The sequence below is a fragment of the Mycobacterium sp. NTMscope_MAC_269 genome, from assembly GCF_976985695.1.
Genome location: NZ_OZ335668.1, coordinates 756,900 through 783,233, shown reverse-complemented (window position 1 = coordinate 783,233; position 26,334 = coordinate 756,900). Strand labels below are relative to the sequence as shown.

The 26,334-nt window shown below is 68.9% G+C and carries 23 protein-coding genes; 6 read left to right on the top strand and 17 right to left on the bottom strand.

All coding sequences use genetic code 11. The features are described from left to right. The first annotated feature begins 47 nt into the window (after nt 1-47). Nucleotides 48-362 carry a hypothetical protein gene (locus ACZ50Z_RS03875; RefSeq protein WP_014380630.1) on the top strand — a complete coding sequence of 105 codons (315 nt, stop codon included), beginning with the start codon at nt 48-50 and terminating at the stop codon, nt 360-362. A gap of 13 nt (nt 363-375) precedes the next feature. On the opposite strand, the gene ACZ50Z_RS03870 is transcribed toward ACZ50Z_RS03875, so the two are convergent. Together ACZ50Z_RS03870 and ACZ50Z_RS03865 are read right to left on the bottom strand one after the other, a co-directional pair. Next, nucleotides 376-3,612 (bottom strand): acetyl-CoA carboxylase family protein, encoded by a 3,237-nt coding sequence (locus ACZ50Z_RS03870; RefSeq protein ID WP_464482347.1) that lies wholly within the window; start codon nt 3,610-3,612, stop codon nt 376-378. Beyond that, nucleotides 3,609-5,141 (bottom strand): class I adenylate-forming enzyme family protein, encoded by a 1,533-nt coding sequence (locus tag ACZ50Z_RS03865; RefSeq protein ID WP_464482346.1) that lies wholly within the window; start codon nt 5,139-5,141, stop codon nt 3,609-3,611. The genes ACZ50Z_RS03870 and ACZ50Z_RS03865 overlap by 4 nt, the downstream gene beginning before the upstream one ends. A 38-nt stretch (nt 5,142-5,179) precedes the next feature. Here ACZ50Z_RS03865 and ACZ50Z_RS03860 point away from each other — a divergent pair, with 38 nt between their 5' ends. Then, nucleotides 5,180-6,010 carry a thioesterase family protein gene (locus ACZ50Z_RS03860; RefSeq protein ID WP_464482345.1) on the top strand — a complete coding sequence of 277 codons (831 nt, stop codon included), beginning with the start codon at nt 5,180-5,182 and terminating at the stop codon, nt 6,008-6,010. A 7-nt stretch (nt 6,011-6,017) separates the two neighbouring features. Here the strand turns inward: ACZ50Z_RS03860 and ACZ50Z_RS03855 are convergent, their stop codons facing one another. The 3 genes from ACZ50Z_RS03855 to dapB are packed head-to-tail and all read right to left on the bottom strand — an operon-like array spanning nt 6,018 to nt 7,675. After that, nucleotides 6,018-6,473: a flavodoxin family protein gene (locus ACZ50Z_RS03855; protein ID WP_464482344.1), complete on the bottom strand. Its 456-nt coding sequence runs from the start codon at nt 6,471-6,473 to the stop codon at nt 6,018-6,020. A 12-nt stretch (nt 6,474-6,485) separates the two neighbouring features. Then, nucleotides 6,486-6,941 (bottom strand): hypothetical protein, encoded by a 456-nt coding sequence (locus ACZ50Z_RS03850; protein WP_464482343.1) that lies wholly within the window; start codon nt 6,939-6,941, stop codon nt 6,486-6,488. Next, nucleotides 6,938-7,675: a 4-hydroxy-tetrahydrodipicolinate reductase gene (gene dapB / locus ACZ50Z_RS03845; protein ID WP_464482342.1), complete on the bottom strand. Its 738-nt coding sequence runs from the start codon at nt 7,673-7,675 to the stop codon at nt 6,938-6,940. The genes ACZ50Z_RS03850 and dapB overlap by 4 nt, the downstream gene beginning before the upstream one ends. A 104-nt stretch (nt 7,676-7,779) precedes the next feature. Between dapB and ACZ50Z_RS03840 the strand changes: the two genes are divergently transcribed. Continuing rightward, nucleotides 7,780-9,138: an HNH endonuclease signature motif containing protein gene (locus ACZ50Z_RS03840; RefSeq protein ID WP_464482341.1), complete on the top strand. Its 1,359-nt coding sequence runs from the start codon at nt 7,780-7,782 to the stop codon at nt 9,136-9,138. Nucleotides 9,139-9,144: 6 nt separating this feature from the next. Here the strand turns inward: ACZ50Z_RS03840 and ACZ50Z_RS03835 are convergent, their stop codons facing one another. Continuing rightward, complete coding sequence (locus ACZ50Z_RS03835) at nt 9,145-10,224, bottom strand: NAD(P)H-dependent amine dehydrogenase family protein (protein WP_464482340.1); 1,080 nt, start codon at nt 10,222-10,224, stop codon at nt 9,145-9,147. Nucleotides 10,225-10,230: 6 nt separating this feature from the next. Beyond that, on the bottom strand, nt 10,231-11,256 hold the full coding sequence (locus ACZ50Z_RS03830; protein ID WP_464482339.1) for a Rieske 2Fe-2S domain-containing protein: 1,026 nt from the start codon (nt 11,254-11,256) through the stop codon (nt 10,231-10,233). 195 nt (nt 11,257-11,451) lie between these two features. Between ACZ50Z_RS03830 and ACZ50Z_RS03825 the strand changes: the two genes are divergently transcribed. Further along, the gene (locus ACZ50Z_RS03825; RefSeq protein WP_464486076.1) at nt 11,452-12,027 is read left to right on the top strand and encodes a TetR/AcrR family transcriptional regulator; all 576 of its coding nucleotides are present in this window, start codon (nt 11,452-11,454) and stop codon (nt 12,025-12,027) included. A 9-nt stretch (nt 12,028-12,036) separates the two neighbouring features. Here ACZ50Z_RS03825 and ACZ50Z_RS03820 read toward each other — a convergent pair whose 3' ends face one another. The 5 genes from ACZ50Z_RS03820 to ACZ50Z_RS03800 all read right to left on the bottom strand — a co-directional run bounded on the left by ACZ50Z_RS03820 (nt 12,037) and on the right by ACZ50Z_RS03800 (nt 17,843). Next, nucleotides 12,037-13,113: a PDR/VanB family oxidoreductase gene (locus ACZ50Z_RS03820; RefSeq protein ID WP_464482338.1), complete on the bottom strand. Its 1,077-nt coding sequence runs from the start codon at nt 13,111-13,113 to the stop codon at nt 12,037-12,039. An 8-nt stretch (nt 13,114-13,121) separates the two neighbouring features. Continuing rightward, nucleotides 13,122-14,879, bottom strand: a complete 1,758-nt coding sequence (locus tag ACZ50Z_RS03815) for an SDR family oxidoreductase (RefSeq protein WP_464482337.1) — start codon at nt 14,877-14,879, stop codon at nt 13,122-13,124. Between the two features lie 2 nt (nt 14,880-14,881). Continuing rightward, nucleotides 14,882-15,790, bottom strand: a complete 909-nt coding sequence (locus ACZ50Z_RS03810) for a metal-dependent hydrolase (RefSeq protein WP_464482336.1) — start codon at nt 15,788-15,790, stop codon at nt 14,882-14,884. A 103-nt stretch (nt 15,791-15,893) separates the two neighbouring features. Further along, nucleotides 15,894-17,357, bottom strand: a complete 1,464-nt coding sequence (locus ACZ50Z_RS03805; RefSeq protein WP_464482335.1) for a flavin-containing monooxygenase — start codon at nt 17,355-17,357, stop codon at nt 15,894-15,896. 24 nt (nt 17,358-17,381) lie between these two features. Then, the gene (locus ACZ50Z_RS03800) at nt 17,382-17,843 is read right to left on the bottom strand and encodes an SRPBCC family protein (RefSeq protein WP_464482334.1); all 462 of its coding nucleotides are present in this window, start codon (nt 17,841-17,843) and stop codon (nt 17,382-17,384) included. Nucleotides 17,844-17,941: 98 nt separating this feature from the next. On the opposite strand from ACZ50Z_RS03800, the gene ald reads away from it, so the two are divergent. Beyond that, complete coding sequence (gene ald, locus ACZ50Z_RS03795; protein ID WP_464482333.1) at nt 17,942-19,057, top strand: alanine dehydrogenase; 1,116 nt, start codon at nt 17,942-17,944, stop codon at nt 19,055-19,057. Here ald and ACZ50Z_RS03790 read toward each other — a convergent pair. The 5 genes from ACZ50Z_RS03790 to ACZ50Z_RS03770 all read right to left on the bottom strand — a co-directional run bounded on the left by ACZ50Z_RS03790 (nt 19,054) and on the right by ACZ50Z_RS03770 (nt 25,477). After that, entirely contained in the window at nt 19,054-20,079 is a 1,026-nt protein-coding gene (locus tag ACZ50Z_RS03790) for a nitronate monooxygenase (protein ID WP_464482332.1), read from the bottom strand. The two genes, ald and ACZ50Z_RS03790, sit on opposite strands and share 4 nt — an antisense overlap. A gap of 5 nt (nt 20,080-20,084) precedes the next feature. Then, complete coding sequence (locus tag ACZ50Z_RS03785) at nt 20,085-21,452, bottom strand: M16 family metallopeptidase (protein WP_464482331.1); 1,368 nt, start codon at nt 21,450-21,452, stop codon at nt 20,085-20,087. Continuing rightward, nucleotides 21,439-23,697, bottom strand: a complete 2,259-nt coding sequence (locus tag ACZ50Z_RS03780) for a polyribonucleotide nucleotidyltransferase (RefSeq protein ID WP_464482330.1) — start codon at nt 23,695-23,697, stop codon at nt 21,439-21,441. The genes ACZ50Z_RS03785 and ACZ50Z_RS03780 overlap by 14 nt, the downstream gene beginning before the upstream one ends. 378 nt (nt 23,698-24,075) lie before the next feature. Next, nucleotides 24,076-24,345 (bottom strand): 30S ribosomal protein S15, encoded by a 270-nt coding sequence (rpsO, locus tag ACZ50Z_RS03775; protein ID WP_066950523.1) that lies wholly within the window; start codon nt 24,343-24,345, stop codon nt 24,076-24,078. Between the two features lie 157 nt (nt 24,346-24,502). Then, nucleotides 24,503-25,477 (bottom strand): bifunctional riboflavin kinase/FAD synthetase, encoded by a 975-nt coding sequence (locus ACZ50Z_RS03770; protein WP_464482329.1) that lies wholly within the window; start codon nt 25,475-25,477, stop codon nt 24,503-24,505. Between the two features lie 114 nt (nt 25,478-25,591). Between ACZ50Z_RS03770 and mntR the strand changes: the two genes are divergently transcribed. Further along, the gene (gene mntR / locus ACZ50Z_RS03765) at nt 25,592-26,284 is read left to right on the top strand and encodes a manganese-binding transcriptional regulator MntR (RefSeq protein WP_464482328.1); all 693 of its coding nucleotides are present in this window, start codon (nt 25,592-25,594) and stop codon (nt 26,282-26,284) included. Nucleotides 26,285-26,334: the final 50 nt, after the last annotated feature.

Sequence of the window (26,334 nt, the reverse complement as noted above, 5' to 3'; positions counted from 1 at the left end):
ATGTGTTGAGGTGGTATGCCAGGCGCATGCTATCGAAATTGACACTCATGAAACCGCTGGTCGTTGCCGGGGCTGTCGCAGCGGCTATCGCCGCAGCGCCCGCGGCCGTTGCTGACGTTTCCGTCGCCGGACCCGCACCGACCCACATCACGTTCAAGCAGGACCCGGGCGGCGGTGGCTGCGACGCCAACGGAAACTGCGGCTCGGGAGGCCAGTTCAACGGTCCCGGCGGCGGGCCCGGTGGCCAGGGCTGCGTCCCGGGTGTGGGCTGCGGCTCCGGCGGCCAGTTCGCCGGCCCTGGCGGCGTGCCCGGCGGCACCGGCTGCCTGCCCGGCGTCGGCTGCGGCTCCGGCCACGGATAATCGCTCAACCCGGTCAGCCTCCCGAGAGCCTGGTAATCCAGGCCCGGGAGGCTGACGGGTCTATCACGTCGTCCAGCTCAAACGTGGTGGCCGCCCGCAACGCCTTGCCGTGTTCGTACGCGGCGGCCACGAGCCGATCGAATAGCCGCTGCCGCTCGGCGGGATCGCCTGACTTGTCCGCCGCGGCCAACTCCTTGCTGTAGCCAAGGCGCACAGCGCCTTCCAAGCCCATACCGCCGATCTCCCCGGTCGGCCAGGCGATGGTGAACTGGGGCGCGCGAAACGACCCGCCGGCCATCGCCATCGCGCCGAGCCCATATCCCTTGCGCAGGATGATCATTCCCAGCGGCACCGTCAGCCGCGCACCGAGCACGAACATCCGGCCGAAGCGGCGAACCGCCGCCTGGGTCTCCGCGTCGGGTCCCACCATGAAGCCGGGCGTGTCGCACAGCGAAATCACCGGCAGCCCAAATGATTCACATAGGGCCAGGAAGTCACCGGTCTTGTCGGCCGCCTCGGCGTCGATCGCGCCACCCAGGTGGTGGGTGCTGTTGGCGATCAGCCCGTAGGGCACCCCTTCGACGCGCACCAGCGCGGTGACCATGCCCACCCCATGATCGGGCCGCAGCTCGAGCACGGATCCGACGTCGACGATCGCCTCGATCGCCCGGCGTACGTCGTAGGCGCGTAACCGATTCTGCGGCACCACATGCCGGGCCAGGCGAGGGTCGGGTGCTTCCCACTCAGCCAGGCTGCCCTGAAAGTAGGACAGGTAGCGCTTGGCCAGCGACACCGCGTGCGCCTCGTCCCGGGCGACCAGGCTGACCACGCCGTTGCGGCGCTGGACGCCGATCGGCCCGATCGCCTCCGGCGGGTAGACGCCCAGGCCGCCGCCTTCGATCATCGCCGGCCCGCCCATCCCGATGTTGGCGTCCGGTGTTGCGATGATCACGTCGCAGACCCCGGCCAGTGCGGCGTTGCCGGCGAAGCATCGGCCGGACACGATCGACACCAGCGGCACCTCGCCGCTCAACCCGGCCAGCATGCGGAAGGTCGGCACGTCCAGTCCGGCGACGCCGCCGACGTCGGTGTCGCCCGGCCGCCCGCCTCCGCCTTCGGCGAACAGCACCACGGGCAGCCGCTTTCGCGCGGCCAAATCGAAGGCGCGGTCGGTTTTGGCGTGATTGCGCATGCCCTGCGTGCCGGCCAGCACGGTGTAGTCGTAGGACACCACGACGGCCTCGGCCGCGGCCCGCCCGAATCGGTCCGCGCCGATCGTGGCCAGGCCGGCGACCAGGCCGTCGGCCGGGGTGTTGACGATCAAGTCGGATTCCGAGCGCCGGCTGCGCTGCGCCGCGATGGCCAGCGCGCCGTATTCGACGAAGCTGCCGGGATCGACCATGTCGGCGATGTTCTCCCGCGCGGTGCGACGGCCCTGCTTGTGCCGCTTGGCGACGGCGGCCGCACGGCCCTCGTCGAGCGTGAGCGTGTGGCGCTGCCTCACCTCGTCGAGGTCGGCGCGCGGTCGATCGAGATCCATTGCCGCCGTGGCGGACTCGCTGTCGTGGTCCGCCTCGGTGCGGGTGAAGACCAGCAGCGGGTCTCCGGTGCCGACGACCTGGCCGGGTGTCACCAGAATCCGGACGGTCCGCAGCGCGTCCGGTGCGACGAGGACGTGCTGCATTTTCATCGCCTCCAGGACGACCAGTTGGCTTCCCGCGGCGTACTCCTGCCCTTCGGGCGCCACCTCCACCACGGTGCCGGCCAGCTGCGCGCGCAGTGCGTCCTCGCCGGGATAGAGCTCGACCGCCGCCGGCGGCGGACCGTGCTGGTGCGACTGCGCGGCCCGGGCCAGCTCGGGAAGCTTCTCGTCGAGGAAACCGGTGCTCACCCAACCGGATTCGAGTCGGTCCGCAGCCAGGAGCTCGTGGAGAAATCCGATGTTGGTGTGCACGCCCTCGATGCCGAACTCGGACAGTGCGGTGCCGGCTTTGCTCAGCGCCGCGCGCCACGACGTCACGCGCACATGGACGATGACCTTGGCCAGCAGCGAGTCGTACTGAGGGCTCACGGTCAGCCCGGGCCGGCCATAGGTGTCGACGCGCACACCCGGACCGCTGGGCGGGGTGAACGACGTGAGTGTGCCCGCCGACGGCACCACGGAAAACTCGGGCCCGAAAGTCTCCATGTTGACCCTGAGCTGAATCGCGATGCCGCGCTGGGCGGCCGGCTCGCCGATGACTTCGAGGCCGTCGGACGCGATCCCGGCCGGCAACCCCAGCCCGTAGAACGAGGCGCCGCCGGCGATGGCCAGCTGGACGGCCACCAGGTCGAGGCCGGTGGTTTCCTCGGTGACCGTGTGCTCCACCTGGATTCGCGGGTTGACTTCGAGGAAGACGAAATCCTCGCCGGTGACCAGGAACTCCACGGTGGCCAGCCCCCGCAGGCCCACACGCGCGCACAGCCGCACCGCCGCCTGGTGCAACGCCCGGCGCAGCACGTCCGAAAGCCCTTGGGCGGGGGCTATTTCGACTAGCTTCTGGTAGCGGCGCTGGATGCTGCAGTCGCGATCGCCGACCGCCAGCGCATGCGTTTGGTGTCCGGCCGGCGCGGCGACAACCTGCACCTCGATGTGGCGGGCGTCGTCGAGCAACGCCTCGGCGAACAGCGAGGGATCACCGAAACCCAGCTGCGCCTCGGCCGCACAGCGCTGGTAGGCATCGTCGATGTGATCGGCGCTGTGCACCTTGCGCATTCCACGCCCGCCGCCGCCGGCGAGGGCCTTGAGCATGATGCCGCCGCCCTGCGCGGCGAAGAATGCGCGGATGTCCTCGACGCTGCTCGCCCCCTCGGTCGCGGGCAATACCGGCACCCCGGCGGCCAGCGCGGCGCCGCGGGCCGCGGTCTTGTTGCCGAGCAACCCGAGCACCCCGGCGTCGGGGCCCACGAACGTGTGGCCGCTGACGGCGCACGCGTGGGCGAACTCGGCGTTCTCGCTGAGGAATCCGTAACCCGGGTGAATAAGGTCAGCGCCGGAATTCTTCGCCACCTCCAGTATGGCGGACTGGTCCAGGTAAGCCTGCGGGCCGCCGGCTGGTAGTCCGATCGCCTCGTCGGCCGCGTGTACGTGTGGGCTCTGCGCGTCATCGTCGGCATAGACCGCGATCGTCCGCATGCCCAGTTCCGTTGCGGTGCGGATGATTCGAAGTGCGATCTCGCCGCGATTGGCGACCAACAGGCTCGCGCTCATCGCAGCGGCTCCCCCCACCGCACCTGTTCGCGGAGCCTGGCCTTAAGCAGCTTGCCGCCGGCATTGCGCGGCAGCGCCTGAGCGACCACCGTGACGTATTGCGGCACTTTGAAGTCGGCCAGCTGGCTGCGGCAGTGCTCGAGCACGGCCGAAATGTCGATCTCGTCGTCGCCGCCGAACAACACCGCCCCCACCTTCTCTCCCATGACGTCGTCGGCAACCCCGAGCACGCAGGCGTCCGCGACATGGGGCGCCGCCAGCAGCACGGCCTCGACCTCGACGCTCGAGACGTTCTCGCCCCCGCGGTTGATGATGTCCTTGAGCCGGTCGATGAGGTGCACCCGGCCCGCGTCGTCGACCCGCACCACGTCGCCGGTGTGCAACCAGCCGTCCGCAAAGGTCGCTGCGGTGGCCTCGGGCCGGTTCCAGTAGCCGGCGGTGACGTTGGCGCCCCGGGTGACCAGCTCGCCCACGCCGGGCTCGTCCCCGAACGGGATCACCCCGAGGTCCACCGATGGGACCGCGTAGCCGACGGAGTCGGCGTGCGCGATGGCGTCGCCGTCGGGCAACACCGTCATCAGCGATGACGTCTCCGTCATGCCGTAACCGTTGAACACGGTGGCGTGGGGGAACGCGTTCTTCACCGACCGCACCAGCGCCGGCGCGATCGGGGCCCCGCCGTAGCCCACCCACCGAATCCCCGAGACGTCGATCCCGGAAAAACCGCTGTGCCGCAACAATAGTGAATAGACCGCCGGTACCGTCACCATGACCGAGATGCGCTCGGCGCCCAGCGCGGCGATCAATGCGTCGAGGTTCAGCGTGGGCATGATCACCGACGCTCCCCCGAGCCGTGTAGCGGCCAAAAGCTGTGAATTGCAACCCGTCACGTGGAACAGCGGGACCGAGACGAGCGTTCGCATTCCCTCGCCCAGGTCCCTCGGCTGGTGCAGACATCGGATCGCGTTCTCGGTGTTGGTCAGAAACGCCTCGTGCGTGGTGGGCACTCCTTTGGGGTGGCCGGTGGTGCCCGAGGTGTAGAACAGGGCGGCCGTGTCGGTGCGGCCGAGTTGCTCGCTGACGTACGGGGGCCCGTCGGGCAGCGCGGCATCGGGCGCCAGATCCAGCTGCGCTCCGGAGTCGGCCAGGACGAAGTCGACCTCCGGTTGCGCCGACCGCGTATTGACCGCCACCGCAACGCCGCCGGCCATCACGGTGCCCCAGAACGCCAGCACCCAATCGATCCCCGCGGGGTGGCGCACCGCGACGCGGTCGCCCCGTTTCACGCCGGCCGCGCGCAGCCCACCGGCCACCCGCGCCGCGCGGTCCCAGAGCTGCCGGTAGGTGAGCCGGCCGCCGCCCAGCTCGACCAGGGCCTCGCTGTCCGGACGGGCGTCGACGTGTTCAGCGAGCATCTCCAGCAGGGTGGCGGGCAGCTCGTCGTAGCGCGGGATGCCGTCGCGGCCGCGGGACACGCCGGTTACCGGGAACGGGTTGTGGTCGCGCGCGATTTCGATCACTGGAGGCATGCCCGGTCCTTACTATCCGGTGTCCTATCGTGATAGCGGTGACGATCGATTCCGCCATCATGCCCGAGGCATTTTTCACTGTAGACGGCGACTCCTATGTTCCGGGCACGATGACGCAAGGGCCGTGGGGCGCGGCCATGGGCGGCCAGATCGTCGGCGGCCTGTTGGGTTGGGGCATAGAGCAATCCGGCGTCGACCCGGACCTGCAGCCCGCCCGGTTCACCGTCGACCTGTTACGCCCGGCGCTGATGTTGCCGGTGCAGATCCGGACGTCGGTCCTACGGGAGGGTCGGCGCATCAAGCTGGTCGACGGCGAGCTGGTCCAAAACGGCACGGTGGTGGCGCGCGCCAGCGCGCTGTTCCTGCGGCGCGGCGATCACCCCGACGGCCAGGTGTGGTCCGCCCAGGTTCAGATGCCGCCGCTCCCGACGTCCTCGGACGGCTTCCCGGTCGAGATGCCGTTTCTCATCTGGGGCTACGGGGCCACCCGCGACGGCAGCCCGGGCATCGCCGCCGGCGAGTGGGAGCAGGCCGAATCCCAGAAGTTCGCATGGGCCAGGCTCTTTCGGCCGATGGTGCAGGGCCATCCGCTCACCCCGTTTACCCGCCTGGCGTTCGTCGGTGACATCACGAGTTCGCTCACCCATTGGGGCACCGGCGGATTGCGCTACATCAACGCCGACTACACCGTCACCGCGAGCCGGCTGCCCGACGGCGAATTCCTCGGCCTGGCCGCCCAGAGTCACTACGGCGCGGACGGCGTCGCCACCGGGGCGGCCACCCTGTTCGACCGGCAGGGCCCGATCGGCAGCAGCTCGGCGCTGGCCCTGGCCCAGCCGGCCGACGCGTTCAAGCCGACCTACGCGTAGGCGACCGTCACTCCATCAACTGGGCCGCGACCGTCGCCCCGAGCTCCCAGCATGCCTGCAGTTGCTCCTTGTCAGGCTTGCCCGAAACCACCACCGTCTCAGCGTGTTTCGACCACCCCAGCCCGGTCGTAATGGTGTCGACCGCGCGCTCGGCACCCTCGGTGCCCTCGTTGCCGTGCAGGTACAGCCCGAACGGCCTCCCGCGGGTGGAGTCGAGCAGCTGGTAGTAGGAGCAGTCGAACGCGTGCTTGAGGGCGCCCGAGATGTACCCGAGGTTCGCCGGGCTGCCCAGCAGGTAACCGTCGGCGCCCAGCATCTCGGCCGGCGAGACCGTCAGCGCCGGGCGGCGCAGCACCTCCACGCCCTCGATCTCGGGGTCGGTCGCGCCGGAGACGACCGCCTCAAACATCTCGTGCGTGTGCGGCGACGGCGTGTGGTGCACGATCAGCAGCGTCTTACTCATGGGTGACCTTGCTCATGGGTGACCTTGCAAATCGACGGCGGTCTTCATGGCTTCGCGGGCGCGGCGGCGATCCCCTGCGTAGTCGTAGGCGCGGGCCAGCCGGTACCAGCGCCGCCAGTCGTCGGGGTGGTCTTCCACCTCGGTGCGCACCGTGGCGAACAGCGCGTCGGCGGCGTCGCGCTGGATGCGGCCCGACGGCCGGCGCGGCAGCGCGCTGGTGTCCAGTTCCATTCCGTCGGCGGCGATCAGGCGCGCGAGCCGCTGGTGCGCGAACCCGGCGCGCAGGGTCGCGACCATCGCCCACAGCCCGATGACGGGCATGATCAGCACCGCCAGTCCGAGGCCGACGGCGGCGGCCCGGCCGGAGGCGATCATCGCCACGGCCACGCGGCCCAGCAGCGCGAAGTACACCAACAGCGCGACGCACATGAAGGCGACGAGCAATTGGGTGCGCAGCGCTTTGGTCATTGCAGGTTGAGCAGGGGCTCCAGGCCCACCGTGAGGCCGGGGTGTTCCTTGATGCGCCGCACCGCCAGCAGCACCCCGGGGACGAACGAGGTCCGGTCGATGCTGTCGTGGCGGATGCTCAGCGTCTCCCCCTCGGTGCCGAACAGGATCTCCTGATGTGCGACCAGACCGGCCAGGCGCACCGAGTGCACCGGGATGCCGTCGACGTCGGCTCCCCGTGCGCCCGGCAGGCTGGTGCTGGTGGCATCGGGGTTGGGCGGCAAGCCTTTTCGTGACTCGGCGATCAGTTTGGCGGTGCGGGTCGCGGTGCCGGACGGGGCGTCGGCCTTGTGCGGGTGGTGCAGCTCGATCACCTCGGCCGAGTCGAAGAAGGGCGCCGCCTGCTTGGCGAAGTGCATCGAGAGCACCGCCCCGATGGCGAAGTTGGGCGCGATCAGGACCGATGTTTTTGGGTTGTCGGCCAGCCAGGCCTGCACCTGCTGCAGCCGCTCGGCGGTGAAGCCCGTGGTGCCGACGACGGCGTGAATTCCGTTGCCGATGAGGAACTCCAGGTTGCCCATCACCACGTCGGGGTGGGTGAAGTCGATGACCGCCTCGGTGGTGCCGTCGGTCAGCAGGCTCAGCGGGTCACCGGCGTCCACCTCGGCGGACAGCGTCAAATCCTCGGCGGCCTGCACGGCGGCCACCATCGTTGATCCGACTTTTCCCTTGGCTCCCAGCACTCCCACTCGCATGGGCTTCACCCTAGACCGGGGCAAGTTGTCCACAGTCCGGGGTTTATCCACAGTTGTCGCCGTTGCCCATTTCCTGCGGCGGCACTGCGCCATAAAATTCGAACATGCATTCGATCGAGGTTCCGGAGGAGGTCGCCTCCGCCCTGGGCGCGCTCGACGCCGCCGACGCGGCGATCCGCGGGCTGAACTTCGATCTGTGGGACCCCGCCGTCCGGCTGCGCGTGCTTGAACGCTTGGAGGCCTCACGCCGGCGACAGATCGCGGTCAGCCACGACGTGATCGCGGGCCTGGCAAAAGAGGACCCCGCCGCCATCGGCGGCCCGGTGCACAAGGTGGTCGCCGACTGGCTGCGGATCAGCTGCGCCGAGGCGTCCCGTCGGGTGCGCGACGCCAACCAGCTGTCGGCGCGACTGACCCTCACCGGCCAGGAGTTGCCGCCCGAGCTGCCCGCGACCGCCGTGGCGTGGCGCGACGGCCTGCTCGACGGCCAGCACCTGCGGGTGATCCAAGGGTTTGTGCGCGACCTTCCGAAGTCCACACCCGTGGACAAGGTGGACACCGCCGAGCGATTCCTGGCCGAACAGGCGCAGAAGTTACGTCCCGATCAGTTGCAGCGGGCCGCAAACCGCTACGCGCTGTCGATCAACCCGGACGGAAAATTCTCCGACTCCGACCGCGCCGCCCAGCGCGGCTTCATCTGGTGCGGCCAGCGCGCCGACGGGATGAGCATCGGAAAAGTGATCGCCTCCCCGGAGCTGCGCGCCAACTTCGACGCGTGGCTGTCCCACTTCGCGGCGCCCGGGATGTGCAATCCGGACGATGAAACGCCTTGTGTCGAGGGCGAACCCGATGACGAGTGCGCACGCCGAGATACGCGCAGTCTGTCCCAACGCCAGCACGACGCGCTCAACGCGCTGGTGCGCGGCCAACTGGGCGATCCGAAACTCGGCCGGCACAACGGCCTGCCGGTGGCTGTGATCGCGTCGACCACGCTGAGGGAACTGACGGCGGGCACCGGGTGGGCGGTGACCGGTGGCGGAACGCTGCTACCGATGCGCGACGTGATCCGGATGGGCCGCCACGCCTATCACTATCTCGCCGTGTTCGACGAGCACTCAAGCCGCCCACTGTATCTCGGCCGGTCGCGGCGTATCGCCTCACCGGATCAGCGCGTCGTTCTTTACGCGCACGACCGCGGCTGCACCCATCCCGGCTGCGATGCGCCCGGCTATTGGTGCGAGGTGCATCATCTGAACGAATGGGCGGCCGGCGGCGCGACCGATGCCGACAACCTCACCTTCGCCTGCGCGCCGCACCACAAGCTGGTCGAAAAGGGCTGGCGGACAAGGAAGAATCCCAGCGGCGACACCGAGTGGATACCGCCGCCGCGGTTGGACCGCGGGATCCGCACCAACGACTATCACCACCCCGAACGCGGCATCGGCGACCGCGCCGGGCCCTGACCCGGCCTACTTCTTGAACCGCCCGGCGAAGCCGCGCAGCGGCAGGTCGGCGCTGGTGATGAGCCCCGGCGGCGCCGCGATCACCGACTTGATCGCGGCGAGGGCGGGCATGCCGGTGACGGTCATGCCGATCGAGGCGAAGCTGTCCGGGTTGGACAGGTCCACGCCGGGCTTGGGAAAGATCATGTGCTTGTTGTAAATGCACGGATCGCCCTTGATCTGGGTGATGTAGCAGCCCTTGATGTTCCAGCTGGGATCGGTGTGCGGGGTCATCTGCCATTCCAGGTGCGTCTCGACGCGCGGCACGCCGTCGACCATGCCCTGGTACTTGATGTAGTTGCCGCCCAGCGAGCCCTTGGGCAGCGTGTACCAGCCCAGGTCGACGTCCTTGGTGCACGCCCCCAGCTCGTAGCTGAACTTGACCTCGTCGAGCGTGAGGTCGAAGCAGTCGGCCATCATGTACACGCTGTCGGCGAAGACGCGGGTGTACTTCTCGAGCTTCGACGGGATCTCCGGATCGTCGACCGGCTGGCCGTATCCCACCTCGATCCAGGTGTCCTTGGAGTGGTGGCACGACACGTCGACCGACTCGATGGTGGTGATGTTCTCGATGTCGGCCACGTCGGCCGAGCACACCACGCCCAGGATCTGGTTGAGCCCCGGGTTCATCCCGGTGCCGTAGAAGGTCGCCCCGCCTTTCTCAGCGGCCTCCGCCAGCAGCTGGCTCACCGGTTTGCCCGACGGGTGCGGGTGGTTGGTGTCGCGATGCCAGCCGGTGATCCAGTCCGCGGTGGTGACGATGTCGATTCCCGCCTCGAGCACCTCGACGTAAAGATCCTCGTCGGGAAACACGCCGTGGAAGGTCAGCACGTCCGGCTTGGCGGCGATGATCTCCTCGATGGTCCCGGTGAATTTCACCCCGTTGGCACCCACGCCGGCGAACTCTCCGGTGTCCTTGCCGACCTTCTCGGTCGAATAGGCGTGCACGCCAATGAGTTCCAGGTCCGGCTGGGTCGCGATCCGCCTGATCATCTCCGAGCCGACGTTACCGCTTCCGACCTGAAAGACGCGGATCGGTGCATTCATGTCGATTCAGCCTTTCTGCGACGCTGCGTAGACTTCGGCGGCGCTGCCGCCGATACCATCGGGATAGAACTGCTTGGCCCACTGGCGAATTGCCGTGAAACCCTCGTACTCGTCGGTGGCCAGTGCGGGTGGATCCGAATACCGTTGGTGCTGCCAGATGTCGATGTCCTGGGTGAACTGGCGGATCACTTCGTGGGCGAATTCGGTCGCCTTGAGTTCGGCGCGGGCCGCGTCGGGGGCGGGCGTTCGTCCGATGTAGACCATGAACCGGACGTCGGAGGTGCGCTCGTCCACCGGGGTGATCGCCGAGATGGTGCGGTTGTCGATCATCCCCCAGCTCTTGGTCACCGCGATCCCCAAACCGCCGTTGATGGCCTGCACACCGCTGTTGACGTCCTCGATCTTCTGCCCGTCGTCGCCTTCGAAGGTGATGGTGAAGTCGACATAGGACACCGGCTCGGCGAAGTCGTGGCGGGTGAACACCGGCACAATCGGGGTGTTGTGCACGTATTTGAAGTGCGCGAAGTCCACCCCGTTTTCCAGCACGTACTGCGGATGCATTTCCAGGGTCTCGCGGTACAGCCGCTGCTGCGGGTAGTAGTCGTCGGCACTGCTGCCGTCGTCGAAGGCGGCGAACACATCCGGCGGGTCGAAGTACGGTTCGCGGCGCTGTACGTCGTGCCAGATGTAGACCGACGCGTTGCGTTCCACCACCGGGTAGGTGCGCATGCGCCGGCCGCGATTCGGTCGGTCCTGGTACGGGATGCAGACGTTGCGGCCCTCGGCGCTCCACTGCCAGCCGTGGAACGGGCACTGCAGCACCTCGCCGACCACCTTGCCGCCGTACCCCAGGTGCGCCCCGAGGTGCTCGCAGTAGGCGTTCATCACCGTGAGCTGACCCGATTCCGCGCGCCAGGCGACCATCTCGGAGTCGAAGTACTTCATCTTGTGCACGTCGCCGACGCCGATCTCGTCGGACCAGGCGACCTGGAACCAACCGGTCGGCTTCATCGACAACGGCGGCTTAGCCATCGAGCCCTGCCATATCAGCTGTCCTCCCTCGGGTACGAATATAAGCCGCGACGACAAGAAATCAAAGTACCCTCTATGAAACTCCTCCTCGCGCCCGGTCCGAGTGGATAAGATCACCCAATGACGAGTCAGAGCAGCGGAGCTGGGATCGCGGGCCGGCGCCCGAACCGGCGTGGACACGCGACTCGCGAAAGCATGCTCGAGGCCGCGCTGCGCTCCCTGGCCTCCGGCGAACCGGGCTCGGTGTCGGCCAACCGCATCGCCAAGGACATCGGCGCGACCTGGGGCGCGGTGCAGTACCAGTTCGGCGACACCGACGGGTTCTGGGCCGCGGTGCTGCACCGCACCGCCGAGCGCCGCGCCGCGACGTTCTCGACGCTGTCGACACCCATCTCGCCGGACGCCCCGCTGCGCGAACGCGTCGGCGCCATCATCGAAACCCTCTACAGCGGCCTGGCATCGGCGGATTCGCGCGCGATCGAAAACCTGCGGGCCGCGCTACCGCGCGATCCCGACGAGCTCGAACGGCACTACCCGCGCACGGCCGCCGAGCTGTTCTCCTGGGGCAAGAGCTGGCTGGAGACCTGCCAGCACGCGTTCGCCGGTTTGGCCGTCGACCCGGACCGGGTCCGCGAGGTGGCCGCCCTGATTCCCGGCGCGATGCGCGGCCTGGTGTCCGAACGTCAACTGGGCTCCTACGCCGACCTCGACATGGCACGCAGGGGCCTGACCAACGCGCTGGCCTCCTACCTGGAGCAGTCGCGGATGTAGGCCGCCGGGTCAGGCGTCGACGACGATTCGCTCGCCGTCCGCCCGCGACACGCACACCAGCATGCCGTCGTCACCCGCCGCGGCCTGGCCGCGGTGATCCACCTGCCCGGCAAGCACTTTGACCCGGCAGGTGCCGCAGAACCCCTGTCGGCACGAGTAGGGAGTGGTCGGGTCGCGGTCGAGCATGACATCCAGCGCCGTGCGGTTGGCCGGCACCGCGAGCACCTGCCCCGATCGCGCGAGCTCGAGTTCAAACGGAACCCCGTCGACGATCGGCGCCGGGCTGAACCGCTCGTAATGCAGTGGCGCGCCGGCATGTTGGTCGCGGGCGACCCGGACGGCCTCGAGCATGGCGCTGGGCCCGCACACGTAGACGGCGGTGGCCGGCCCGGCGCCGGCCAGCAACTCCGCCACGGCCGGGAAGCGGCCGTGCTCGTCGTCGGCCCACACCGTCACCCGGTCCGGGGCTACCGATACCACCTCGTCGAGCAGCGGCATGTATTCGCGGCTGCGTCCGGTATAGATTGCGCGCCAATCGATCCCGCGCTGCGCGGCGGCGCGGATCATCGGCAGGATGGGGGTCACCCCGATGCCGCCGATGACGAACAACACGTCGCGCTCGGCCGTACCGAGGTAGAACGCATTGCGCGGGCCCTCGAACTCACACGTGTCGCCCACGCCGAAAGCCTCGTGCATCTCGATGGATCCGCCGCCCCCGTCGGCGATCCGGCGCACCGCGATGCGGTACTCGGTGCGCCGGCCGGGCGGACCGCACAACGAGTACTGCCGCCGCCGGCCCGAGGGTAACAGGACGTCGATGTGCCCGCCGGGCGTCCAGGAGGGAAGCAGCCCGCCGTCGGGGTCGGCCAACATCAGGGCGACCACGTCGGGCGCGACGAGCTCGCGCTCGGTCACGACCGCGGTCAGCTTGCGCCGCACCGGTTTCACCCGCGAGGGCTCCCAGCGCGACACCGTGGCGAATCCCTCGAACACCGCCCGGACGCCCCACAGCAATGACCCGAAGCGGTCGTGGGTACGCCGGCCGTACAGGTCGGCGGGCCTGCTGGCCCAGATGCTTTCCGGCACCGGTCCCCCTACGCCTGCCGAATGTCCAAGCGCGCGAACAGTCGAACCGCCCCCGGGCTGATGCGTCGCATCGCGTAGCCGATCCTGGATTCGGGCGCGATCGGCAGCACGGCCGGTCCGGTCTTGACGGCCTTCACGATCGCTTTGGCGGTGGCCTCGGGGGTGAAGTTGCGGCGACGGTAGGCGGCATCTGCATTGCCCCGCGCCCGCTCCTGCTGGTCCGCGCTCATCCCGGCGTAGATCGTGCTCTTGGCGATGTTGGTGTTGACGAAGCCGGGGCACACCGCGGTGACGCTGATGCCCTCGTCGGCGAAGTCGGCGCGCAGTGATTCGCTGAGCGCCAGCACGGCCGCCTTGGTGGTGCTGTAGGCGACCATCGATTTCGACGGCAGGTAGGCCGCCGCCGAGGCCACGTTGATGATCGTTCCGCCCTCGCCGCGCTCGACCATCTGCGCACCGAACGTCCGGCTGCCGGAGATCACGCCACCGACGTTGACCCCCATGATGTCTTCCCAATTCGCCGAGCTGGTCTCCAGAAACCGGCCCGCCATCCCGATGCCGGCGTTGTTCACCAGGATGTCGACCACCCCGTGCTCGTTAAGCACCTGAGCCGCAAGGTCATTCATCGCGGCCTCGTCGCTGACGTCGACCTGGTAGACCGCGGCCTCGGCGCACGCGGCGCGGACCGCGTCGGCGGTCTCATCGGCGGCGGCCCGATCGCGGTCGGCCAGCACGACCTTGCGGGCGCCGCGCCGGGCCAGTTCCACCGCGGTCGCCCGGCCGATCCCGGCGCCGGCGCCGGTGACCAGGGCGAGCTTGCCGCGCACCTCCCGCCGTTCGCCGCGCACTTCGGCCGCCCCGGTCGCGGACGGGCCGGCGACGGTCCGATCGACCCACTCGGCGGTAAGCCGGGCGACGACGTCGGGACGCGACGTCACCACCCAGTGCCCGCCCTCGATCGCAAGCACCCTGGCGCCGTTGGGAATTGCGCCGGCGAAGCGCTGCAGCGCGGGCGTCACGAAGACGTCCCGTCGCGGAACGAGGGTCTGCACGGCGACGGTGGTCGTCGGGAGCTGCGGCCCCGGGGCCAGCATGGGCGCGGGCATGTTCTGCCGGTACAAGTTGAGCCCGTTGACGTAGTCGCCGACCGACCGGTGCGTTTCGTGGCGCTGGCTGCGGGTGCTCGAGCGGCCGATGCGCTCAAAGGCCTCCACGACTCTCACACCGACGCGCGAACGAAACGACAGCTCCGGCACCCCCGGGCACAAGAAGAAACCGATGTAGCCCGACGAGACCAGCTGCCTGGCGACCTGGGCCACGGCCCGCGGCGTGCGCGCGGATCGGAGAAACGCCCCCGCGTACTGCAGGTGCGGGCCCGAGATCGAGGTGAACGACGCCACCTTGGGCATCACCGAGGCGTCGGTGACCGCCGCCCACGCCTGGATCGAGCCCCAGTCGTGGCCCAGCAGGTGCGCCCGCTCGACGCCCAGACTGTCGATCACCGTATCGATGTCGGAGACCAGCTGTGCAAACGAGTACCCGGAACGCTCTGCGGGAGAAGACGATTCACCCGCACCGCGCACGTCGTAGGCGACGAAATTATAGGGTCGGCCGGCCAGCTCCCCGGCCACACCGTCCCAGACATGGTGGTTGTCCGGGAAGCCGTGAATCGCCAGGAGGGTCGGGCGCGCCGGGTCGATGTCGGTGTAGCGGTGCACGGCCAGCGTGACGCCGTCGCTGGCGGTGAGGCTCGTAGTGGTGACCATGGTTAGTGCGAGGCCCGCGCTGCGGGTGAGACGGCCAGGTAGTCCACGGCCAGCCCGAGGCCGCCGAGCTGCGACGGGTGAAAGCCCGGCCGGTAGTAGTTCCCGATCGCCCGTACGAAGCGCAGCGGCCCGGGCACCAGACCGCGGCGCGCCGCGGCGAAGTAGTCCCGCCAGCGCGGCTTGCTGCGCGGCGGCAGACAGGGATCCAGCGAGTACATGAACCGCACGCCGCGAATCCACAACAGCAGCATGGCCGGCGACACGACCAGCTGCGCACGGACCTGCCGCCAGTAGCCGGCTTGCAGGTGCTTCATGGTGTCGAAGGCCACCGCCTTGTGTTCGACTTCCTCGGCGCCGTGCCAGCGCAGCATGTCCAGCATCACCGGATCGGTGCCGATCGCGTCGTGCGCCGGCGAATTCAGAATCCACTCGCCCAAGATGGCGGTGTAGTGCTCGATGGCGGAGACCACAGACACCTGCTCGAGCAGCCAGCTCTGCTGGCGGCGCTCGCTCCACTGGGGCCGGGGCCCGAGCAGCTTGTCGAACAGCCACTTGATCTGGCCGGTGTAGGGGGTCAGATCGATGTCCCGCGCGGCGAAGTGGGCGAGCACGCCGGCGTGCGCCTGGGAATGCACCGCCTCCTGCCCGATGAACCCCTGGACGTCCAGCCGCAGCTGATCGTCTTTGATCAGCGGCAGGGTCTTCTTGAACACGTCGACGAAGAACTCCTCGCCGGCGGGCAGCAGCAGGTGCAGCACGTTGAGGACGTGGGTGGAAAACGGCTCGCCGGGCACGTAGTGGAACGGCAACGCCGCCCAGTCGAAGTGCACGTCGCGCGCCTCGAGGACCAGTCGTTCGTGGTCGAGCGACGCGTCGTGCGGACCCGCTGCCTGGTCGTCGACGGTCAGCATTATTGCCCCCTACCTCGGCGTTTCGGACGCCGCGCGCTGCCAGTATAGTGGCGCAACCCAAGTATGCGAAACCGGCGGTACCGGGTTTTGTGTGAGCGCGCGCTCAGGGCGTGGGCGCGCGCTGGCGCAAGTCGTAGGATCCCGGATCGGTGTTGGCCAGCATGGCGCGATGTGCGGCCGGTGTGAACGGCCAAACCTCGGGCACACCGTCTTTGTCGAGATACCAGCTGTCACAACCGGTGGTCCACACCGTGTTCGGCATCGCGGCCCGCAGCCCCGCGTTGTAGCTGTCGGTGGCCGTAGGCGTCGGCTCGACGGTGTCGAATTCACCTCGGCGCCAGCGCTGGATCCACCGCAGGATGTGATCGGCCTGCGATTCGGCGACGGTCGTCAGCGCCAGGTTTCCCACCGGGCTGTGCGGCCCCAGCATCATGAAGAAGTTGGGGAAGCCCGGCATCGCGACGGTCTGGTATGCCCGCGGCCCATCGCGCCACACGTCGTCGGCGGCGACGCCGTCCCGGCCGATCAGCCGCATCGGCCGGAAGAACGCGTGGGTGTCGAATCCGGTGGCGAGCACGATGACGTCCACGTCGTGCAGGACACCGTCGTCGGTCACGATGCCGCGCCGCTCCACGTGGTCGATGCCGGCGGTGACCAGGTCGACGTCGTCGCGCTGCATCGCGCGGTAGAAGCCACCCGACATGACCAGCCGCTTGCACATCGGCGTGTAGTCGGGCGTCAGCGCCCGGCGCAGCGCGGGGTCGCGGACCTCGCGGAGACTGGCGCGGCACAAAGCTCCCATCATCTTTCGGCGCACGCCGGGCTTGGTCAGGCCCACCGCGAAGAGGTCGAAGACGACGCTGTAGCCCCGATACGCCATCCGATCGAGCCAGGGAAATCTGTTGCGGGTGATGCCGGTGAACCGGGTGTAGCGGGGATTGGGCAGCTTGAGCACCCATTGCGCCGTGCGCTGGAACAGCATGACCCTGCCCGCCACGCCGGCCAGCCCGCAGACGAGCTGTACGCCCGTCGATCCGTTGCCGACGATCGCGATCCGGCGGCCGCGCAGCTCGACGGAATGGTCAAAGCGGGCCGAGTGAAAGACGTGTCCGCCGAAGTCGTCCAGGCCGGCGATCGACGGCATCCGGGGATGGTGCAACACGCCGGTGGCCGTGATCAGGAAGTCCGCCGCGTGCTCGGCCCCGGCGGCGGTGCGCAGCGACCAGCGGCCGTTCTCGAAACGGGCGTCGGTGATTTCGGTGCCGAACCGGATGCGGTCCCGCAGGGCGAATCGGTCCGCGATTTCCCGGAAGTAGTCCTGGATTTCGCCGCCGGGCGAGAACAGGCGCGTCCAGTGCGGGTTGGTGGCGAACGTGTATTGATAAACCCGTGACGGTATGTCGCACGTCAGGCCCGGATAGGTGTTGTCCCGCCAGGTGCCGCCCACCTCGTCGGCCTTCTCGAAGATGGTCACATCGGTAATACCGCTGCGCAGCAACGCGATTGCGACGCACAGCCCGGACATGCCGGCCCCGACGACGGCTACGGCGGGATCGCGTGGCGTCATGGCAGAACTCCCGCGGCCCTTGTGCTACTCGGTTTCGGCGCGCTGTTTGAGGCGCTGCAGGGTGAGGTGGATGTGCTCGGTGTTGGCGGCCATCCGATCGCTGACCCCGGTGGCCTTGCCGGCGAGCTTGCGGAACCACCCGGGCCTGCGGTCCCAGGTGCTTTCGGTGACCTCGCATCCGCGGTCGGCCGCGACGATGTCGTACTGCCAGCGGGCAATCGGCAGGATGGTGTGGGTGACGTCGAAGGCGAAGCGGCGGCCCGGTTCCGCGTCGGTGACCGTGCATTTGGTGCTCCAGCGCCGGCCGCCGTTTTCGTTGTGGCCGGTGAACACCGCGCCGGGGCTGACCGCGTCACCCTTGCGCCACTCCATCGCCACCGCCTCCTCGGCCAGCGACGCCAGCGTGGGCAGGTCGGTGATGAGCCGGTACACCACGTCGGGGCGGGCATCGATCTGCACGGTAGCCGAAACGCACGGGTCGGTCATCCGCCGATCATAGCCAGCACGCGGCGCGATTCACATCGATTGCGGCCCCTGCAAAGTTTCTTCACACTTGAAGGTGAATGGGCAAACGAGGGGCGATCATGCGAGTCGGCGTACCGACCGAGACCAAGACCAACGAGTTTCGCGTGGCCATCACCCCCGCCGGCGTCGCCGAGTTGGTCCGCCGCGGACACGACGTGCTCGTCCAGTCCGGTGCCGGCGAGGGCTCGTCGATCACCGACCCCGAGTTCAAGGCGGCGGGCGCCCAACTCGCCGATACGGCGGAACAGGTTTGGGCCGACGCCGACCTGCTGCTCAAGGTCAAAGAACCGGTGCCGGCCGAGTATGAGCTGTTGCGGCGCAACCAGATTCTGTTCACCTACCTACATCTGGCCGCGTCGCGTGCGTGCACCGACGCGCTGTTGGTGTCCGGGACGACGTCGATCGCCTACGAGACGGTCCAAACCGCCGACGGCACACTGCCGTTGCTGGCACCGATGAGCGAGGTGGCCGGCAGGCTGTCCGCTCAGGTGGGGGCGTATCACCTGATGCGCACCCACGGCGGGCGCGGCGTGCTGATGGGCGGCGTACCGGGCGTCAAACCGGCCGACGTCGTGGTGATCGGGGCGGGCACGGCCGGCTACAACGCCGCTCGCGTCGCCGGCGGGATGGGGGCGATGGTCTCAGTTCTCGACGTCAACATCAACAAGCTTCGGCTGCTCGACGCCGAGTTCAGCGGGCAGGTCCGCACCCGGTACTCGTCGGCCTACGACTTGGAGGGCACCGTCAAGCGCGCCGACCTGGTCATCGGCGCCGTGCTGCGCCCCGGCGGGAAGGCCCCCAGTCTGGTCTCTAATTCCCTTGTCGCGCAGATGAAGCCGGGTGCGGTGCTGGTGGACATCTCGATCGACCAGGGGGGCTGCTTCGAGGACTCGCGGCCGACCACGCACGACGACCCGACCTTCGCCGTGCACGACACGGTGTTCTACTGCGTGGCCAACATGCCCAGCGCGGTGCCCAAGACGTCGACGGTGGCGCTGACGAACGCGACCATGCCTTATGTGCTCGCGCTCGCCGACCGCGGCTGGCGGGCAGCGTGCGGCTCGGATCCCGCTCTGGGCAAAGGGCTTTCGACGCACGATGGCGCGCTGCTGTCCGAACAGGTGGCCGCCGATCTCGGCCTGCCGTTCACCGACCCCGCCGGCGTGCTCGGCTAAGGGGTGGCGGCGAGGCCCGCGATGATGTCGGCCGCGGGCCCGGCGCTGGCGTGCTTGAACGCCGCCCCCGCCCACAGCGGTATCCCGTTCGGGTCCTCGATCGCGGCGGCGGCCTCCCGGATGGGCGAGGTCATCTGGTTGACCTCGGGATAGCCCAGCGGCGCCACGTGGTCGAGCATGCGGGTGAAGTCGTTTTCCAGCCCACGCGCATACCGGCCCGAAAATGCCCGCGTCACAACGGTGGTCGCGAACAGTGGATTCTTCAAGGCGGTGCGGTGCGCGGGGTTGGTGCCGGCCTCGTCGGCGAGCAGCAGCGCGGTGCCGACCTGCGCGGCCACCGCTCCCCTGCGCAAGGCGGCCCCGATTTCGTCGGGGGTGCCCAGCCCGCCCGCGGCGATGATCGGGACGTCATGGGCGTTGCGGATGCGGTCGATGAGCTGGTGCAGCGACTCGTTGGCGGGTTCCATGTCGGGCGCGAACGTGCCTCGATGCCCGCCCGCGGCGGGACCCTGGACCACCAGGCTGTCCGCCCCGGCCGCGACGGCCACCCCCGCCTCATACGCCGACGTCACCGTGACCATCACCAGCAGGCCCAGCGCGCCGAGCCGCCGAATCACGTCGGGCGGCGGGACACCGAACGTGAACGACACCAACTCGGGCCGGACGTCGGCCACCACCTCAAGCTTCTGCTCCCACCCGTCGTCGTCGCCGTAATGCGGGTGACCGACCTCCACTTGGTAGTGCTCGGCGATCTCCTCGAGTTCGGCCGCGTAGTAGTCCAGGGCCACCCAGTCGGCCACACTGGGCTGGGGCACAAACAGATTCACCCCCAGCGGGCCGGTGGTGGCCTTGCGCGCCGCGGCGATGTCGTCGGCGAACTGCTCGGCGCTGAGGTACCCGCCGGGGACGAAGCCGAGCCCGCCGGCGTTGGATACCGCTGCGGCCAACGCTGGCGTCCCGGGCCCGCCGGCCATCGGGGCGCCCACGATGGGCACCACGATGTCCCAAAAGCCCAGTACCATCGAAGTTAACTTACCATCGCCCGAAGTTGTTGGGGCAGTGATCGTTTGGTCGCATAGGGACCGAGAACCGCGGCGCCGTAGCGCTGCCCGAGCAGCCGGCGGGCGACCGCGTTGACCTCCTCGACGGTGACCTGGTCGATCTGCCGCAGAGTGTGCTCGATGCTGCGGTGCTTGCCGTAGTTGAGCTCGCTGCGGCCCAGGCGACTCATCCGCGAGCCCGAATCTTCCAGGCCGAGGACCAGACCGCCACGCAGCGATCCCTTGGCGATCCGGCATTCCGACTCGGTGATGCCGTCGCGGGCCACGGACTCGAGGACCTTGTCGGTCACACCCATGACCTCGGCGAAACGTTCGGGCTGGCAGGCGGCGTACACGGACAGCGCGCCGCTGTCGGCGAAGATGTCCACCGTGGAGTACACCGAGTAGGCCAGCCCACGCAGCTCGCGCACCTCCTGGAACAGCCGAGAGCTCAGGCCGCCGCCCAGCGCGGTGTTCAGCACCGACAGCGCCCAGCGGTGCTGCCAGCCGCGGCCGGGCGTGCGCACACCCAGCGACACGTGCGTCTGCTCGGCGTCCCGGTTGCCCAGCGTCAACGCGGGATGCCCGCCGACGCGCCCGGCCCCCTTGCGCGGCGCGGTGGGCTCGCGTCCGCGGACCAGGTGCGGGCCGAAGTGCTCGCGCACCAGCGCGACCACCTCGTCATGGTCGACGTTGCCGGCCACCGCCACCACCATGCGTTCGGGCGTGTAGCGCCGGATGTGAAACGAGTGCAGCTGGCTTCGCGTCATCGACGTCACCGACTGCGCGGTGCCGATGACCGGCCGGCCCACCGGGTGGTCTCCGAACAACGCGCCCAGGAACATGTCGCCCAATGCGTCCTCGGGGTCGTCGTCGCGCATCGCGATCTCTTCGAGGACGACGTCGCGCTCCAGTTCAACGTCCTCGGCGGCGCAGCGGCCGTTGAGCACCACATCGGCGACCAGGTCGACCGCCAGCGCCAGGTCGGTGTCGAGCACGTGCGCGTAGTAACAGGTGTGCTCCTTGGCGGTGAACGCGTTCAGCTCCCCCCCGACGGCGTCCATCGCCTGGGCGATGTCCACCGCGGTACGGCTGGGGGTCGACTTGAACAGCAGGTGCTCGAGGAAGTGAGCCGCCCCGGCCACGGTGGCACCCTCGTCGCGCGAGCCGACACCGACCCATACCCCGACCGAGGCGGAACGCACCGCGGGCAGGTATTCGGTGACCACCCGCAAGCCGCCGGGCAGCGTGGTGCGGCGCAGTGCGGCTTGCGGTTCGGGGTCCGCCGCGGCGGTGTGGTTGCCCTGCCGCAGCGCGGGGTCAGCTGCTCGCTTTCGGGAATCAGCTCGCGGCATCGGCAGGGGCGGCCGCCGGGGCGTCGGCGGGAGCCGAGTTGTCGTCCTCCACCAGTACCAGCGAGATCTTGCCGCGCTTGTCGATGTCGGCGATCTCGACGCGCAGTTTGTCGCCGACGTTCACCACGTCCTCGACCTTCGCGATGCGCTTGCCCTTGCCGAGCTTGGAGATGTGCACCAGGCCGTCGCGGCCCGGCAGCAGCGACACGAACGCACCGAAATCCGTTGTCTTGACAACGGTTCCGAGGAAGCGTTCGCCGACCGTCGGCAGCTGCGGGTTCGCGATGGCGTTGATCCGGTCGATCGCGGCCTGTGCCGAGGGCCCGTCGGTGGCGCCGACGAACACGGTGCCGTCGTCCTCGATGGAGATCTGCGCGCCGGTCTCCTCGGTGATGCCGTTGATGACCTTGCCCTTGGGGCCGATGACCTCACCGATCTTGTCCACCGGAACCTTGATGGTGGTGACCCGCGGGGCGTACGGGCTCATCTCGTCGGGCGCGTCGATCGCCTCGGCCATGACCTCGAGGATCGTCAGGCGCGCATCCTTGGCCTGGCCCAAAGCACCCGCCAGCACCTGCGACGGGATGCCGTCGAGCTTGGTGTCCAGCTGCAGCGCGGTGACGAAGTCCTTGGTGCCGGCGCACTTGAAGTCCATGTCGCCGAACGCGTCCTCGGCGCCCAGGATGTCGGTCAGGGTGACGAAGCGGCGCTCGGTTTTACCGTCGATCTCCACGTCGTCGGAGACCAGGCCCATCGCGATGCCGGCCACCGGAGCCTTCAGCGGCACACCGGCATTCAGCAGCGACAGGGTGGACGCGCAGACCGACCCCATCGACGTGGAGCCGTTGGAGCCCAGCGCCTCGGAGACCTGGCGGATGGCGTAGGGGAAGTCCTCGACGCCGGGCAGCACCGGGATCAGGGCGCGCTCGGCGAGCGCACCGTGCCCGATCTCGCGCCGCTTGGGCGAGCCCACGCGGCCGGTCTCGCCGGTGGAGTACGGCGGGAAGTTGTAGTGGTGCATGTAGCGTTTCGAGGTTTCCGGTCCCAGCGAGTCGATCTGCTGGGCCATCTTGACCATGTCGAGCGTGGTCACACCCAGGATCTGGGTCTCACCGCGCTGGAACAGTGCGCTGCCGTGCGCCCGCGGCACCACGGCGACCTCGGCCGAGAGCGCGCGGATGTCGGTGATGCCGCGGCCGTCGATGCGGAAGTGGTCGGTCAGGATGCGCTGGCGCACCAGCTTCTTGGTCAGTGACCGGTATGCGGCGCTGACCTCCTTCTCGCGGCCCTCGTAGGTGTCGGCCAACCGCTCCAGCACCTCGGCCTTGAGCTCATCGGTGCGCGCGTCGCGCTCGGCCTTGCCGCCGATCGTCAGCGCCTTGGCCAGCTCGTCGGTGGCCACCGAGGCGACCGAGTAGTAGACGTCTTCCTGGTAATCCGGGAACGTCGGGTACTCGCCGACGGGCTTGGCGGCGGCCCCGGCCAGCTCCTCCTGCGCGGTGCACAGCGCCGCGATGAACGGCTTGGCGGCCTCAAGTCCTTCGGCCACAACGGTTTCCGTCGGCGCCTGGGCGCCGCCCTCGACGAGCTCGATGACCTTGTCGGTGGCCTCGGCCTCGACCATCATGATCGCGACATCGGGACCACTGGAGCCGTCGACCTTGCGGCCGGCCACCACCATGTCGAACACGGCCCGCTCGAGCTGCTCGACGGTCGGGAACGCGACCCAGGTGCCGTCGATGAGCGCGACCCGCACACCGCCGATCGGACCCGAGAACGGCAGGCCGCTCAGCTGGGTGGACGCCGAGGCGGCGTTGATCGCCAGCACGTCGTAGAGGTCGTTGGGATCCAGGCTCATGACCGTGACCACGACCTGGATCTCGTTGCGCAGCCCGGAGACGAACGACGGGCGCAGCGGGCGGTCGATGAGCCGGCAGGTCAGGATCGCGTCGGTGGAGGGACGCCCCTCGCGACGGAAGAAGGAGCCGGGGATGCGGCCGGCGGCGTACATCCGCTCCTCGACGTCGACGGTCAGCGGGAAGAAGTCGAAGTGCTCCTTGGGGCTCTTGCTGGCGGTGGTCGCCGACAACAGCATGTTTTCGTCATCCAGGTACGCGACCACGGCCCCGGCGGCCTGTTGGGCCAACCGGCCGGTCTCGAAACGGATGGTGCGGGTGCCGAAGCTCCCGTTGTCGATGGTGGCGGTCGCCTCGAACACGCCCTCTTCAATTTCAGCGACAGACATAGACGTCCGTACGGCCTCTCTTATTCGGCTGTTTCGCGTCGTCACGCGCAACCTGGAGAGGGTCCGCAGGGCCCGTCCGGGCCTGCGAGTCACCCTGGGAGCTATCCCGAAGAGCCAGTCTGAATACGGCTACGGCCATCGATCGAAGCGGCCGAGAAGCCCCAGATCCGGAGAGCCCGGCAGCCACTACCGAAGACCGCCCGATGCAGACTGGGCTGCTCCCTCGAAGGTGCGTAGTGACACGCTGGAACGGCACACGCGGATCTGCGTGACCGCACCGTTTGTTCGGGCCGAACCGGCCCAGAACGTCCTCACTCTACACGGGCGACCGCAGGTCGCCAGTATCGCTCGGGATGACGGGGGGCTGACGCCCCGGCGTCAGCGGCGCAGGCCGAGGCGCTCGACCAGCGAGCGGTAGCGCGCCACGTCGATCTGGGCGACGTATTTGAGCAGCCGACGCCGGCGTCCGACCAGCAGCAGCAGCCCGCGCCGCGAGTGGTGGTCGTGCTTGTGCACCTTGAGGTGCTCGGTCAGGTCGGCGATCCGCTTGGTCAGCAGCGCGACCTGGGCCTCCGGGGAGCCGGTGTCGGTGTCATGCAGGCCGTAGGTGCCCAGGATTTCTTTTTTCTGCTCGGCTGTCAGCGCCACGAAACTATCTCCATCAATCGGTCCGCGAAAAATAAATGTTGAAGGCGCGGCCACCGCGAACCGCAGCACGCGCCGATGTCGTCCGGCAGTTTAGCAGCGGTGCGACCGCGGGGCGCAAACGCCGAGGCTTCCGCTCGCCGCGGTCACTCGCCGCGCGTTACCCCGCGGACAGCAGGGCCCGGGCCCGGTCGGTGTCCTTGCCCATCGCCACGACGAGTTCCTCGATGGAGTCGAACTTGTGCTGCCCGCGGATGCGGCCGACGAAATCCAGGGCCACGTGCTGGCCGTACAGGTCGGCGTCGGTGTCCAGGACGAACGCCTCGACGGTGCGGGTCCGTCCCGAGAAGGTCGGGTTCGTGCCGACGGAGACCGCCGCCTGATAGCGCTCGCCGGGGATGACGGTGCCGGTCACCGGGCCGTGGCCGAGGACGGTGAACCACGCGGCGTACACGCCGTCGGCCGGGATGGCCGAGTACATCGGCGGCGCCACGTTCGCGGTCGGGAAACCCAGTTCGGCGCCGCGCCCGTGACCCCGCACCACCACGCCCTCGACCCGGTGCGGGCGGCCCAGCGCTTCGGTCGCCGCGACCACGTCGCCGGCGTCCACGCAGGACCGGATATAGGTCGACGAGAAGGTCACGGTCTCGTTGCTGTGGTGCTCGGAGAGCAGTGACATCGACTCCACGGCGAACCCGAATCGATCGCCGGCGCGCCGCAGGGTCTCGACGTTGCCGGTCGCCTTCTTGCCGAAGGTGAAGTTCTCCCCCACGACGACCTCGACGACATGCAGGTTCTCCACCAGCAGCTCGTGCACGTAGCGATCCGGCGTGAGTTTCATGAAATCGGTGGTGAAGGGCATCACCAGGAAGACGTCGATGCCCAGCTCCTCGACCAGCTCGGCACGCCGCGTCAGCGTCGTCAACTGCGCCGGATGGCTGCCGGGATAGACCACTTCCATGGGGTGCGGGTCAAACGTCATCAACACCGTCGGCACGCTGCGCGCCCGCCCCGCCTTGACCGCGTGCGCGATCAGCTCCGCGTGGCCGCGATGCACACCATCGAACACACCGATGGTGAGCACACACCTGCCCCAGTCCGTGGGAATCTCGTCTTGGCCGCGCCACCGCTGCACGACCGCAAGCCTACGGCGCCGGGTGCCCGGCCGGGAGATCGGAGAGGGCGCGACACCCGCCGGGGTGGCGGGGAACACGCCGGATCCGGAGTGGGTTGCCTAAACTTTGTCGTTGTGAGGGCTGACGAAGAGCGTGGCGGTCTCACTGCGGTCGGCCAGGACTACCTCAAGGCGATCTGGAACGCGCAGGAGTGGTCCCCGGATAAGGTCAGCACGAAGATGCTGGCCGAGAAGATCGGGGTGTCGGCCAGCACGGCGTCGGAGTCGATCCGCAAACTGGCCGAGCAGGGCCTCGTCGACCACGAGAAGTACGGCGCGGTGACGTTGACCGAGGCCGGTCGGCGGGCGGCGCTCGAGATGGTGCGCCGGCACCGGCTGCTGGAGACCTTCCTGGTCAACGAGCTCGGTTACGCCTGGGACGAGGTGCACGACGAGGCCGAGGTGCTCGAGCACGCGGTGTCGGATCGCCTGGTGGCCCGCATCGACGCCAAGCTGGGATTCCCGCAGCGCGACCCGCACGGGGACCCGATCCCGGCCTCCGACGGGCAGGTGCCCACCCCGCCCGCGCGCCAGCTGTGGGCGTGTGGCGACGGGGACGCCGGGACGGTGGCCCGCATCTCTGACGCCGACCCCGAGATGTTGCGCTACTTCACCGACGTCGGCATCAATCTCGACTCCCGGCTGCGGGTCCTGACCCGCCGCGAATTCGCCGGCATGATCTCGGTGGCGATCGAATCCGGCGACGGCGCCGAGACGACCGTCGACCTGGGCAGCCCTGCCGCGCGGGCGATCTGGGTGACGGCCTAGCGCCGTCCGCGAGCGTAACGTGGCTGCGATTCTCGGCGCCGATTTTCGCA

Excerpts from the sequence above, each read along its gene's own strand:
- ACZ50Z_RS03780 (WP_464482330.1), bottom strand. The coding sequence starts at position 23,697 with ATGTCTGTCGCTGAAATTGAAGAGGGCGTGTTCGAGGCGACCGCCACC.
- ACZ50Z_RS03865 (WP_464482346.1), bottom strand. The coding sequence starts at position 5,141 with ATGCCTCCAGTGATCGAAATCGCGCGCGACCACAACCCGTTCCCGGTA.
- ACZ50Z_RS03850 (WP_464482343.1), bottom strand. The coding sequence starts at position 6,941 with ATGACCAAAGCGCTGCGCACCCAATTGCTCGTCGCCTTCATGTGCGTC.
- ACZ50Z_RS03830 (WP_464482339.1), bottom strand. The coding sequence starts at position 11,256 with ATGGCTAAGCCGCCGTTGTCGATGAAGCCGACCGGTTGGTTCCAGGTC.
- ald (WP_464482333.1), top strand. The coding sequence starts at position 17,942 with ATGCGAGTCGGCGTACCGACCGAGACCAAGACCAACGAGTTTCGCGTG.
- ACZ50Z_RS03785 (WP_464482331.1), bottom strand. The coding sequence starts at position 21,452 with ATGCCGCGAGCTGATTCCCGAAAGCGAGCAGCTGACCCCGCGCTGCGG.
- ACZ50Z_RS03810 (WP_464482336.1), bottom strand. The coding sequence starts at position 15,790 with ATGCTGACCGTCGACGACCAGGCAGCGGGTCCGCACGACGCGTCGCTC.
- ACZ50Z_RS03800 (WP_464482334.1), bottom strand. The coding sequence starts at position 17,843 with ATGACCGACCCGTGCGTTTCGGCTACCGTGCAGATCGATGCCCGCCCC.
- ACZ50Z_RS03805 (WP_464482335.1), bottom strand. The coding sequence starts at position 17,357 with ATGACGCCACGCGATCCCGCCGTAGCCGTCGTCGGGGCCGGCATGTCC.
- dapB (WP_464482342.1), bottom strand. The coding sequence starts at position 7,675 with ATGCGAGTGGGAGTGCTGGGAGCCAAGGGAAAAGTCGGATCAACGATG.
- ACZ50Z_RS03840 (WP_464482341.1), top strand. The coding sequence starts at position 7,780 with ATGCATTCGATCGAGGTTCCGGAGGAGGTCGCCTCCGCCCTGGGCGCG.
- ACZ50Z_RS03855 (WP_464482344.1), bottom strand. The coding sequence starts at position 6,473 with ATGAGTAAGACGCTGCTGATCGTGCACCACACGCCGTCGCCGCACACG.
- ACZ50Z_RS03875 (WP_014380630.1), top strand. The coding sequence starts at position 48 with ATGAAACCGCTGGTCGTTGCCGGGGCTGTCGCAGCGGCTATCGCCGCA.
- ACZ50Z_RS03790 (WP_464482332.1), bottom strand. The coding sequence starts at position 20,079 with ATGGTACTGGGCTTTTGGGACATCGTGGTGCCCATCGTGGGCGCCCCG.
- ACZ50Z_RS03815 (WP_464482337.1), bottom strand. The coding sequence starts at position 14,879 with ATGGTCACCACTACGAGCCTCACCGCCAGCGACGGCGTCACGCTGGCC.
- ACZ50Z_RS03835 (WP_464482340.1), bottom strand. The coding sequence starts at position 10,224 with ATGAATGCACCGATCCGCGTCTTTCAGGTCGGAAGCGGTAACGTCGGC.
- ACZ50Z_RS03825 (WP_464486076.1), top strand. The coding sequence starts at position 11,452 with ATGCTCGAGGCCGCGCTGCGCTCCCTGGCCTCCGGCGAACCGGGCTCG.
- ACZ50Z_RS03870 (WP_464482347.1), bottom strand. The coding sequence starts at position 3,612 with ATGAGCGCGAGCCTGTTGGTCGCCAATCGCGGCGAGATCGCACTTCGA.